Here is a 12,671-nt window from a genome sequence, read left to right on the forward strand (position 1 = left end):
GAAAGTTTGTTCCACGTTTTTAGTCACGTAAGCGGAAATGAACTTATTTTTCGGGAACCAAGAAACTACATCTTTTTTCTCGAAAAAATCAAACATTACTTATTGCCGGTCTTGGATATTTACGCGTATTGTTTAATGCCCAACCATTTCCATTTTTTGGTAGCTTTTAAAGATAAAGTTGAAGTTTTTAAAAATTTGAATCTTGAAAATTCAAATTTTGACGATTCAAAAACGCATCAATTCTTGATGAAACCGGTCAGTAATTTATTAAACTCTTATGCCAAGGCTTATAATAAAATGTATGGCAGAAGAGGCTCCCTGTTTATAGACTACGTTAAGAGAATAAGAATTGAAGATGAAAATTATCTGTTAAACACCTTCAGATACATCCATCAAAATCCTGTAAACCATGGATTTGTAAAGGAAATTGAAGATTGGAAATATTCTTCTTATTCAGGTTATCTGAATTTGGAAAAGTTCTCATTGGTAAATCGTAATTTTATGATGACCTTTTTCGATAGTCAAAAAAATTTTATAGAATTTCACAAAATAGAATTCAATTCGGAGTTTAATCAAACCCGATAGGTTTAATCAAACCTCATAGGTTTTTAAAAACCTATGAGGTTTCCTAACAATAAAACATGAAAAATTTAATCCTCACGCTCTCTCTATTTGTCTCGGTTTCGCTCTTTTCGCAGATCCAGAAAGTAGAACCTTCATTTTGGTGGAAAGGAATGAAGAATCCGGAACTCCAAATCCTGGTTTACGGAAAAAATATTGCCCATCAACAGATTGAACTTTCAAACGGAGTCCAGATCAAGGACATAAAGAAAGTTGAAAATCCGAACTATGTCTTCATCACGATTAATACAGATGAAATCAATGTTTCAAAATTCAAAATCAATTTGAAGGACGGAAAAAAACTGGTGAATTCTTATGAGTACGAACTCAAAGTTAGGAATCCCAATTCCGCAAACCGGGAATCCTATACTTCAAAAGATGTGATGTACCTGATCATGCCCGATCGGTTTGCCAACGGAAACCCGGCAAATGATTCCAGCAAAAACCTCATCGAAAAATCGGACCGAAGTAATCCAAACGGTCGCCATGGCGGAGATTTGCGAGGAATAATCAATAATCTGGACTATATTGAGGATCTTGGAGCAACCGCGGTTTGGCTCACTCCTGTTTGCGAAGACAATGAACCGAGGACAACCTATCACGGTTATGCACAAACTGATTTATACAAAATCGATGAACGCTATGGAACGAATGAGGAATACCGAGAACTTTCCCAAAAACTCAATCAGCGCGGGATGAAATTGGTAATGGATTATGTCACCAATCATTGGGGTGCTTCACATTGGATGATTCGGGATTTGCCCGAAAAATCATGGATCCATTGGTTTGACCAAGGCGAAAATGGCTTTATGAGGTCTAATTACAAAACCACTTCGCAAATGGATCCAAATGCCTCAGCAATCGACCGGAAACTGGCTCTGGATGGCTGGTTCGATTCTTCTATGCCCGACATGAACCAAAAGAATCCTTTGGTTTTAAAGTATTTGACACAGAACGCCATCTGGTGGATTGAATATGCGGAATTGGGCGGATTCCGCGTGGATACCTATCCATACAATGACAAAGAAGCCATGGCGAAATGGGCAAAATCCATCACGGACGAATACCCCAATTTCAATATCGTGGGAGAAACATGGATGTATTCCGCGGCGGATATTTCGTTTTGGCAAAAAAACTCCAAGGTCGGCGAAATCCTGAATTACAATTCCAACCTACCGTCCGTCATGGATTTTACGCTTTTTTCCGAAATGCCAAAAGCCTTCTCCGAGACGGATAGTTGGGACAAAGGATTGATCAGGCTATACAATGTTTTCACGCAGGATTATCTTTACCCCGATTTGAAAAACATGCTCGTTTTCTTCGAAAACCATGACACGGAAAGATGGAATGAAATATTCAATTCAGATCCAAAAACCTATCAGCTCGCCTTAACGTTAATTGCCACCACACGTGGAATCCCGCAGATTTATTACGGTACCGAAATCGGGATGCGCGGAAGCAAACCCAAAGGCGGCGATGCCGATATCCGCAGAGACTTCCCGGGAGGCTGGAAAGGCGATTCCCAAAACGCCTTTGTTTCCAGAACTGATGAACAGAAACCTTTCTACGATTTTACCTCGAAACTTCTGAAATGGCGAAAGGGAAAAGACGTGATCCACAACGGAAAAATGATGCATTTCATTCCGGAAAACAATGTTTATGTTTACTTCAGGTACCATAATTCCGAAAAAGTAATGGTGGTACTCAACAGCAACGAAAAAGATCAAACCCTTGATTTAAACCGGTTTTCGGAAATGCTTCAGGGTGTTTCCACGGGGAAAGACGTGATTACCAATAAAGAATTTTCAATAAATCTACAAAACAAACTGACTGTTGGAGCAAAATCTTCCTTAATTTTGGAATTAAGATAAATTCTCCCGAGGAGCAGTATCCGTCGAAAAATATTTTATAGCCCTTTGGTTTGAAATCCTAATGAGTTTGTCTCAAAAAAAGAAAGATGAAAAAAAAGATGTTTTTTTTATTGGCAGTAATTCTTGCAACCTTTTCGATCAACGCCCAACAAAAAGGCGATTATGAAAATGCGGAGAAGAAAAAAATAAGCCAGGTGTTGGATGATTTAAATACTTTCGCCGCAAATGCAGACTTCAAAAAATATTTCGAATTGTTTGCGGAAGAATCCAACTTCATCGGAACCGATGCCACAGAAATCTGGAACAAAAAGGAATTCATGGATTACGCAAAACCGCATTTCGACAAGGGAAAAGCCTGGAATTTTAAATCATTGAAAAGAAACATCACCTTCAGCAAAGACAGAAAATACGCATGGTTCGATGAATTGCTGGAAACCCAAATGAAACTCTGCCGCGGTTCCGGCGTTCTGGAAAAAATCGGAAACCACTGGAAAATCCGCCAATATGTCCTTTCGATGACGATTCCCAACGAGGTTTCCAGCGAAGTGATCAAAACCAAATCGGCTATTGAGGAGGATTATCTAAAGAAGTTAAAACAGTAAAAACAAGAAACTTTACCTTAAAAAATAATTTTTTATGTCCAAGAAAGTTAAACCAGACCTTTCCCTAAGGCAAATCATCAATATGAGCATGGGATTCATGGGAATCCAGATGGCGTTCGGATTACAGAATGGAAATGCGAGTAGAATTTTGCAAAATTTTGGAGCAGATGTTCATCATCTATCGTTGTTTTGGCTCGTCGCGCCACTTACCGGATTGATTGTTCAACCCATTATCGGACATTTAGGCGACCACACCTGGTCTGAAAAATGGGGAAGAAGAAAACCTTATTTTTTGATTGGGGCGTTATTAACTGCAATCGGACTCGCTTTCCTACCAAATTCAGCATCTGTAAGCGTTTTTCTTGCCAGTGGCGTTCTGGTTTTCGCTGTGCTTTTCCTTGCCATGATGGATGCTTCGATTAATGTGGCGATGGAGCCATTCCGTGCATTAGTAGGCGATATGTTGCCGAAACATCAGGGAACCATAGGTTTTTCCGTTCAAACAATTTTGATCGGAATCGGTGCCGTTATCGGCTCCAATATGCCGGCTTGGCTGACAAAATTTGGAGTTTCTAACGTAGCGGCAGAAGGTTTTGTTCCTGATTCAGTCATCTATTCATTCTATGTTGGAGCGGGTATTTTACTGCTGACGATTCTTTATACAATTTTTACGACCAAGGAATACTCCCCAAAAGATTTCGCAGATTTTTCCGAAGAAGAACCAAAAGATGTAAAACCGCGCCTTTCCGATATTTTCCGTGATTTTGCAAAGATTCCCCCACTAATGAAAAGCTTAGGTGTAGTACAATTTTTCTCTTGGTTTGCTTTATTTACGATGTGGGTTTATACCACCAGTTCCATCGCAACACATCATTTCGGATTGTCGCCAGATGACGCGAAATCTGAACAATTCAACAATGCTGGAAATTTAGTCGGTGAACTTTTTGGATATTATAACTTATTTTCGATCGGATTCGCATTTGTCTTGATTCCTTTGGCAAAAAAAATCGGAAAGAAACAAACTCATGCTTTAGCTCTATTTGCGGGTGGTTTAGGTTTGATTTCACTCTACTTCATCACCGACACTTCACTCCTATGGATTCCAATGATCGGCGTTGGTTTTGCCTGGGCAAGTATTTTGGCAATGCCTTATGCGATGCTGATCAATGCAATTCCTTTGAAGAAAATGGGGGTTTATATGGGTATTTTCAATTTCTTCATTGTTCTTCCTCAAATTGTAAATGGCATTTTTGGTGGGCCAATCGTTCACAGTATTTTCGAAAACTATGCAATTGGTTATGTTGCCGTTGGCGGTATTGCTATGATTATTGCCGGTCTAATCTCCCTCACTTTGAAAGGAGTTGGTAAAGATGATGACAATGCTGTTGAAGGTGCACTTGCGTTGAAACAGCATGTTATTCGGGAAGATAATTAATTTTCAAAAAATCCTTTCAAAATATTTTGAAAGGATTTTTAGATGCAGCGATTTTCTAAATTACTTCAGCCAAGCCAAACCAAGCTCAGTGCGCTCGGCAAGGTCGTAAAAGGAATATTTCTGGGTCATCAACAATAAATTTTCGCGCACCACCTTGAAATCATGATGAACCGGACAGGGATTATCTGCCGAACATTGATGAAGTCCCAATCCACATTCGGTGAAAATTCCGGCTCCATCGATCAGCTTCACAATCTCGAAGATTTTGGTTTTTTTCTGTATTTTTTCTTCAAACACGAAACCGCCTTGTTTCCCACGGATAGATTCCAGAATGTTTTCCCTGCAAAGCTGCTGAAGGATTTTCGCCGTAAAGGCAACCGGCGCGTTCACCGCCTCTGAAACTTCCTTCACATTGACACGCTGGTTTTTGTTACTCCTCTGAGCGATATAGATGGCCGACTTTATGGCATATTCACAAGCTTTTGAAAACATAAGGGGAATTTTTATTTAAAGAACTGCCATTTGGGAATGATTGCCAGCAAACCCACCCCTACATAGAGAAACATGTTCGTGACATCTGTGTACAGGAAAGTAGACAGGTAATAATTGTGGAAAAGAAAATGAAAAACCACCGCCGCCGGAAAAAGGAATGCTCCAATTTTTCGGTAGAAATAAATCAGAACCAACCCAACAACCATCAGTAAATCAACAAAATAAATCAGATAGAAATACCAAATCGGGATATTCATCTCGGTATGTTGTGCAAATTCATCGGTGTCAATCCCAATTCCCATTAAACTGAAAAAAAGCAGCGCGCCGAGTGCGAGGATAAATCCAAAATCCTTTTTCGGGCTTTCGTTGGCAAATTCATTATTCATAGTCTGTAAAAGTAAAAAAACTTTTGAAGATTATTCAAAAGTTTTTGGTGATTTCAATTTCCTGATCTGTTAGATAGAAACCGCGTCGATCAGTCTGTTTTTGTCTGACAAAAATTCCTCCATGGAGATCATACTTTCGGTTCTCATCACATCCTGAATGTCGTCAATTTGGTAGATGATTCGTTTGGCGTCTTCGGTATTTTTTGCACGAACTTTCACGAAGATGTTGTATTTTCCTGAAATTACGCTGGCTTCGATCACATTTGGAATGGTGGAAAGTTCTTTCAGCACATCGTGGGTTCTGTTTGACTTGGTGAGCAGAATTCCGATGAATGCGGTGAAGTGGTAATCCAATTTACCATAATCAATGTTTAATGAAGATCCCAGAATAATTCCTGCATCTTCCATTTTTTTTACTCTCACGTGGATTGTCCCTGCAGAGACATCCATTTGTTTGGCTATTTCGGTGAAAGGCATTCTCGTGTTTTCTACTAAGAAATCAAGAATTTTTTTGTCTATTTCGTCGAGTTGATAATTCATTTTATATATTTTTCAATTTTTTACACTTAATTCGAAAATTTTTGCAAATTTACAAATAAATATTAAAATGAAAAAATTTCAATAAACATTAACAACTTTTAACGTAATCTTTATGTTTTGCATTGAAATCACTATTTTATTGAATCTTTCTTAACAGAATCTCCTTTAGCTTCAGATTCAAAGAATTGTGCTGATTTATTTTTTTTCTTCTTTTTAAATAGCGTATTAAAACTTTTGCTGTAAACCACACCCACTCCATAACTTTGGTTAGCAGAGGCGTTTCCGCCGGTTGCGCCGGTCAAGCCAATATTCGAAGGTTTGGAATATGCCCTTAATAAACGGGAGCCGTCATTGTTCTTTGACCAGTCGTATTCAATGATTCCTTCGCCGGAAAGATAATTTTGGGTGGTATTTTCTGTTTTAGAGATGGGCACTCCCAAACCGGTTTTCACTTTCACTCTGGGCGAAAGCGCGAAACTTACACTTGCATTCGCACGGTCTCCTGTATTGGAACCCGCATCTCCTTTCAAATAATTTAAATCCACCTGGAACTCATTGCTGATGGTATTCAAAACGGAACCTAACTGTTTGAAAAGCATATTATATCCCGAGGTTTCCAAGGTATTTCCGAGGTTGATATCGAACGCCGAATTCCCCACATTAAATGAACTCAAAACCAAAACAGAACCGAACTGGATGACTTTTTCGTCTTCATTGCTCATTTTTTCGGCCAAGGTTTCGCGAACACTGCTGGAAACATCCTGTGCCTGAACTCCCAGTTGGATTTTTGGATTCGTCAAAGTCTGGGTTATTCTGGTGGTGAGCAAAACATTGATTGGCTGGAGATTTCCCATGTTCAGATACTGTCCCGCGTTGGTCACCGTTCTGAGATAAGTGGCTCTGATGTCCAGATCCGGAGACATGGCATCCCCATCCCAACGGATGCTGCTTCCTCTGGCAATTTGAAAAGTTCTATTAAGAATAGCTTTGGAAACAAAAGTTCCATTATCCACAAAATAATCACCCAACATGGAAATCGCGCCCGTTCTTCCCATTCGGAATCTCAATTTGTCGGCATTTCCCCGCACGGAGATATCGCCGATATCATCTCCCACCAAAACATTTACCGTGGTTCCCTTGTCCACAGATGCGGTGAAATCTATATTCAGGTTTGAGCTGGTGTTTTTCTTTTTTTCCACGATGAAGGTTCCGTCGTCTTCCCTTTGTAGAAACCTCAGCATTTTAAATTCTTCCACATTGGAAGTGGAATTTGAATTGAAGGTGAACACGGAATTATTGAGCGTTCTCATTTCTGGAGTAGAAATATTGAGTGCAGAAACAGGTCCGTCCACATACAAAGTTCCGGTTCCATAAATTCTGCCCCAGAACAAATCAAAATCTTTCTGAGTGGTGTTCAGCAACATCAGGTTTTCTGCACGCATCACTAAGTTCACGCCCATTGAGGATAAGGTTTCAAACTGAATCGCTCCGGAAATGGAACCTTTTGAATTGTTTCTGCCGTCCTTGACACCGATGTCGTTGAGAATTGCCAAACCTTTCGAAAGTGAAACCACCGTGTCATCAAAGGAATAGTCAACTCCCGTGAAGTTCAGTTTCAGTCCAAATTGTTTCAAAGCGACGTCTCCGCTGTAATCAACATTATTCATTGGACCCTTGATCGCTAAATCACCTGTTGCTTTCCCACGGAGATTTCCGAAAATACCTTTCACAAACTCCTGTGCAAAAGCCAGATCAAATTCCTTCATTTCTGCATTCAGGTCAAGAGTGGGAGTTGAAGTATTGTTATTGATGGTTCCGGTTACATGAAGGTTGTTATTCCCTATGATTCCAGCTGACAGCACGCTGCCTTCCACATCAAAGACATTTGGAATATTGCTCTTCTTCACATTCAAACTCAGAACCCCCATATCTTTTCCGTTCATCATGATGTCCTTCACATCCAAGTCGATCACCGGTTCCAGATAGTTTTTATCTTTTCTGATATCGAAGGATCCATTTGCGATGCCTTTCATATCCATGCTGTTCTCATTCTTGAGCAAGGCAAAAACTTTGGAGATATCCAGATTTTTCACTTCTCCATTTACTGAGAAATCATTAGCGGATTTAAAGTTGGCGTCTTTCACTAAAACTTCGCTTGCGTCAGAATATATCCGCAGGTTTTGAACCAGGAAATCGCCGGTTTTTTTCCGGTAGGTAATCGAGTGGTTCAAAGTCGGATCGGTATCTACTACCCAGACCACATCATTGAACTTCACGGAAGTCGGCTCAAAATGGAAGACAAAATCGCCGGCGGAATTGGTGGTCTGATTCAAGTTCACTGCATATTCTTTCAGTTCCTGCTTTGCTTCCTCATCTGGAGTTCCGTGTTTGAAGGTGGTGGCAATGTGCAGGATCTGGTTGTCCTCATTTCTTCCGCTTAAGCTGATGTCTTTAAAAATATTTTTATTGTATTCCACGCGATCGATTTTAGCCAGAATCTGCTCCTGGAGATTCGCGGTATTAATTCTCACCATCAGATTGTCGATCATGGCAGAATCCTTGGAAATTTGATCGCGATCGGAGATCTTGTATGCGGGATTGGATTGAGCGAGTGCTTTGTCTGCATCAGTGATCTCCTCTTTTTTGGTCATCACATATTTCAGGACTTCAGCGTCGATATTCAAGACCAGGTTGTTTGAGTTCCCATCATAGGAACCATTCACCGATGCACCTTTCGGAAGATGCAGATTGGGTTCGAAATAATTGACCAATCCTTGTGCCACGTCAAAATCCATGTTGAAACTTTGCCCGCGATATAATTTTCTCGGAGGCGGTCCAACCAAGATTTTGCCTAAACCGTTTTCCACCATTCCTGCCAAATCCCCGAGTTGGAACCTTCCAGAAATTTTTCCATTCACCGCACCAGGTGCGTCTACGGAAACGATTCTGTTTCCATTTTCAAGGTAGGCCTTCACTTTTGCGTTTGGAACGAGGTATTTATTGGTGGCATTGGCAAAATTCACATTCCTCAGGTCAGCATCCAGGTTCAAATCATTAACATTCGTCATTGCAATTTTTCCGTTGACCTGTCCGGAAACGATCTGGTTTCCTTTCCCACCCGTAAAATAATTAATGTTCAGATATTTAACATTGGCGTTGATGTCTGCAAAAATTCTTTTGGTGCTGAAATCGATCAATCCATTCACATCGGCTTTTGCCTGTTGATCATTTACATTGATGGTGCCTCTGTATTTTTTATGGTCCAGAAATCCGTCCAGATAGACATTGTTGATGGTTTTATCTAAAATTTCAATCTTCGAGATCTGAGATTTTGTTCGAAGACGCATCGTGTTCACATCGAAACTTTCGCCCTGGATGTTGAATTTCCCTGATATTAATCCAACTTCCTTGCTTTTGGTAATCACCGAGGTATTCAGATCATGGACTTCCGCATAACCACGGTATCTGGGCAGGTTTGAACTGTAATCATCCAAATAAAATTGGGATATTTTCGCCTGACCAATTCCAGTAATCAAATTAGCATTTGGAACAAAAACCTGATTTGGATTCACTTGTGCCGCACCATTGAATTTTATCGTTCCAAAATCATCTGCAAAGTTTTTCATCTTACTTGAAATAAAAGTCGGCATCATCGCCTTCAAATTCCTGTAGGTGAAATTGGTGGAAATATCGTTTGATTGAATCTGGAAGTTTTTCTTCAGGATATCGGTTACCTTCAAGTTTTTTGTCCGGATATTCACATCGGGATTGCTGATGACGAAATTTTCTAGATAAAATTTATTCAGTGGTCCGCTCATTGAACCTGAGACATTGAAAGGTTTGTAATTATCCCAATCCGTCACAAAATAACTGATATCGTAACCGCTGAGCTGGGTTCCCTGTTTCAGATTCATTTCCCATTTCACTTTGTTGGTAAAGTCACTCCATCTGCCGTCATGCAGGTTAAACTTAATATCACCCTGCAGTAAGGAATGGTCGGTATTTAAAGTCAAATCCTTCAATGAAAAAAATTCCTTGGTCAAGCTAAAATCTGTCGAAAAAGTATCCACAATATGTTTTTTGCCCCACCTCTCGGTGATGAAGCGCATATTGCTGATCTGCGCAAAAACATTTGGGCCATTTACTCTCAGTTCGGGAATCACCAGATTTACATTTTCAGCAGTAAGCCATTTTCCTTCTTCGCCATCATGGTTTTGGTTGACGATTGAAATCTTGGAGTTGGTAATATAAATCCTGGATTTCAGCTCAAAAGGCGGTCGGTTTGGAATGGGCGGCTCCCCATTATCAAATAAATCTATGAACCGGATAAAGTTGGAGATGCTGTCTCCTTTATAAGTGACCACCTTCAAATCCAAATCATCAATGGAAAGGGATTGAAATAATAGGTTTCGGGAGTTCTTAATGATGGAGAACCAATTGGAATCAGCGCGAATCGTTTTAGCTTTGATGAAAGGGAAATTCTTATTGTCTTTGGCCACCACATTGCTGATGGTGACATTCCCGAAATAGTTCACTTCCGCATTTTCGAAAGTAATGTTGGTCTTCATATCCTCATTCAGGACGATATTGACCACCCTTTTCGCGGCCCAGTCTTTAGTAACGGGAAGATTGATCACGATGATGATGGAAAAGAAAATAAAAAGCCCTGACCAAAATAGAATTAGCAGAAGTTTTGCCCACCATTTATAATCTGTCACGTCTTTTGCTGCCTGCTCCACAAATTCACCGGCAGTTTCCACAGGGTGAGTTACCGCATCCGAAGCAAGATTGGCTGCGTCCTGCATCTTTTCCTTCACATTTTGCACACCCTTCTGCACGGAATCCCCGATGTTTTCAGCAACGGATTTTTTGTCTTCTTTTTCGTGATTATTCTCTAAATTTGCCATTTATGAACGAGTCATTAATTTTAGGGATCGAGTCCTCTTGCGACGATACTTCCGCGGCGGTGATCTGTGGAAACAAAATCCTCTCCAATATTGCAGCCAGCCAAGCCATTCACAAGGAATATGGCGGAGTGGTTCCGGAACTTGCATCAAGAGCACACCAGCAAAACATCATTCCCGTGGTGGAAAAAGCATTCACCAAAGCAAATATACAACAAAAACAGATTTCTGCTGTTGGATTTACCCGTGGTCCCGGACTTTTGGGATCGCTTCTTGTGGGAACTTCTTTCGCAAAATCACTGGCGATGAGCCTGAATGTTCCTTTAATAGAAGTAAACCATCTTCAGGCGCATATTTTGGCCCACTTTATCGACGATGCAAATAGCATGCCTCCAGAATTTCCATTTTTATGTCTCACCGTTTCCGGAGGACACACGATGATTGTTTTGGTGAAAGATTATTTCGACATGGAAATTATCGGCAAAACCACTGATGATGCCGCCGGAGAAGCGTTCGACAAAATCGGGAAGATTTTTGGGCTGGATTATCCGGCCGGACCGATCGTGGACAGGTTGGCGAAAAATGGCGATGAAAATTCATTCAAATTTAATAAGCCAAGATTAGAAAATTACGATTATTCTTTCAGCGGAATCAAAACTTCGGTGCTCTATTTCATCCAAAAAGAATTGAAAAAAAATCCGGATTTCATTAAAGAAAACCTTGATGACCTGTGCGCTTCAGTTCAAAAATCCATCATCGAAATCCTGATGGAAAAACTGGAAAAAGCCGCTAAAGATTATGGAATCAACCATGTGGCAATTGCAGGTGGAGTCTCTGCAAATTCCGGTTTAAGGGAAGCCATGAAAAAAAATGAGGAAAAATTGGGATGGAACATCTACATCCCAAAATTTGAATATACCACGGATAACGCCGCAATGATTGCCATGGTTGCACAACTGAAATTGGAACGAGGCGAGTTTACAGATCTTTCAGCTGCTGCAACTGCGAGATATGACCTGTAGTGGTTGACTGAGTCGGGAAGAAACCATTAGAAAATCAAATTTTTAACCCATTAAGTCCGTCCTCTTTTCTTTTCCTTTTAATTACAAATCAATGAAACTATTTCACGGAAATATCGAAAACAGAAATGTAGAAATCCATCCTGAAGAACAGCAACATATCGTGAAAGTTCTTCGTATGCGCGAAGGCGAAGAAATTTTCGTCACGGATGGAAAAGGTAATCTCGCTAAAGGAAACCTTATTTTTGAAGGAAAAAAGGTTTTACTGGATATTACAGAACTCCAGGAAAATCTGCCAGACTTTTCCCCGCGGCTGCATATTGCAATTGCGCCCACCAAAAACATAGACCGGATCGAATTCTTCGTGGAAAAGGCGACCGAAATGGGAATTTCGGAAATCACATTGATCCAGACCGATAAAACCGAAAGAAAAAACCTCAACATCGAAAAACTGCGAAAACAAAGTGTCGCAGCATCAAAACAAAGTTTAAGGTTTCATTTTCCGAAAATCAACGACTTGACGAAACTTTCGGATCTCATCAAAACCATTGATCCGGAAACGACTTTCATTGCCCACTGCGATGAATCTTTTCCCAGAATCCTTCTGAATGAAATTCCCAGAATGGACGAAATGTTATTTCTAATCGGTCCGGAAGGCGATTTTTCCCCAAAAGAAATCAGGGATTTATCTACCTTGAACATCAAAGCGGTCTCACTTGGCGACCAACGGTTGAGAACGGAAACAGCCGGGATTTTCGTGGCGGCGTGGAATTACTTTTTGGGAATCCGATGATTTTCTAA

At 40.4% G+C, this 12,671-nt stretch carries 10 protein-coding genes; 6 read left to right on the forward strand and 4 right to left on the reverse strand.

Going from position 1 to position 12,671, the window contains the following annotated elements:
• Window positions 1-156 precede the first annotated feature (156 nt).
• From ACM44_RS15570 to ACM44_RS04960, 4 genes are all read left to right on the forward strand, one after another.
• Window positions 157-585, forward strand: coding sequence for a hypothetical protein (locus ACM44_RS15570; RefSeq protein ID WP_241477140.1), 429 nt, complete (start codon window positions 157-159; stop codon window positions 583-585).
• A gap of 56 nt (window positions 586-641) precedes the next feature.
• Complete coding sequence (locus ACM44_RS04950; RefSeq protein ID WP_048498959.1) at window positions 642-2,492, forward strand: glycoside hydrolase family 13 protein; 1,851 nt, start codon at window positions 642-644, stop codon at window positions 2,490-2,492.
• An 86-nt stretch (window positions 2,493-2,578) separates the two neighbouring features.
• On the forward strand, window positions 2,579-3,094 hold the full coding sequence (locus tag ACM44_RS04955; protein ID WP_048498960.1) for a nuclear transport factor 2 family protein: 516 nt from the start codon (window positions 2,579-2,581) through the stop codon (window positions 3,092-3,094).
• 34 nt (window positions 3,095-3,128) lie between these two features.
• Window positions 3,129-4,529 (forward strand): MFS transporter, encoded by a 1,401-nt coding sequence (locus tag ACM44_RS04960; protein WP_048498961.1) that lies wholly within the window; start codon window positions 3,129-3,131, stop codon window positions 4,527-4,529.
• Window positions 4,530-4,589: 60 nt separating this feature from the next.
• On the opposite strand, the gene ACM44_RS04965 is transcribed toward ACM44_RS04960, so the two are convergent.
• From ACM44_RS04965 to ACM44_RS04980, 4 genes are all read right to left on the reverse strand, one after another.
• A complete protein-coding gene (locus tag ACM44_RS04965; RefSeq protein WP_048498962.1) occupies window positions 4,590-5,021 on the reverse strand; it encodes an RrF2 family transcriptional regulator in 432 nt (143 codons plus the stop codon).
• Window positions 5,022-5,032: 11 nt separating this feature from the next.
• Window positions 5,033-5,407: a hypothetical protein gene (locus ACM44_RS04970; RefSeq protein WP_048498963.1), complete on the reverse strand. Its 375-nt coding sequence runs from the start codon at window positions 5,405-5,407 to the stop codon at window positions 5,033-5,035.
• Window positions 5,408-5,476: 69 nt separating this feature from the next.
• Window positions 5,477-5,947: an Lrp/AsnC family transcriptional regulator gene (locus ACM44_RS04975; RefSeq protein ID WP_048498964.1), complete on the reverse strand. Its 471-nt coding sequence runs from the start codon at window positions 5,945-5,947 to the stop codon at window positions 5,477-5,479.
• A gap of 131 nt (window positions 5,948-6,078) precedes the next feature.
• Window positions 6,079-10,854 carry a translocation/assembly module TamB domain-containing protein gene (locus tag ACM44_RS04980; protein ID WP_048498965.1) on the reverse strand — a complete coding sequence of 1,592 codons (4,776 nt, stop codon included), beginning with the start codon at window positions 10,852-10,854 and terminating at the stop codon, window positions 6,079-6,081.
• Between the two features lie 2 nt (window positions 10,855-10,856).
• Between ACM44_RS04980 and tsaD the strand changes: the two genes are divergently transcribed.
• Both tsaD and ACM44_RS04990 read left to right on the forward strand, forming a co-directional pair.
• Window positions 10,857-11,873 carry a tRNA (adenosine(37)-N6)-threonylcarbamoyltransferase complex transferase subunit TsaD gene (tsaD, locus tag ACM44_RS04985; RefSeq protein WP_048498966.1) on the forward strand — a complete coding sequence of 339 codons (1,017 nt, stop codon included), beginning with the start codon at window positions 10,857-10,859 and terminating at the stop codon, window positions 11,871-11,873.
• 91 nt (window positions 11,874-11,964) lie between these two features.
• Window positions 11,965-12,663: an RsmE family RNA methyltransferase gene (locus ACM44_RS04990; protein WP_048498967.1), complete on the forward strand. Its 699-nt coding sequence runs from the start codon at window positions 11,965-11,967 to the stop codon at window positions 12,661-12,663.
• The last annotated feature ends 8 nt before the right edge of the window (window positions 12,664-12,671 follow it).

The sequence above is a fragment of the Chryseobacterium koreense CCUG 49689 genome (genome assembly GCF_001045435.1).
In the GTDB taxonomy this organism is placed as follows: domain Bacteria; phylum Bacteroidota; class Bacteroidia; order Flavobacteriales; family Weeksellaceae; genus Kaistella; species Kaistella koreensis.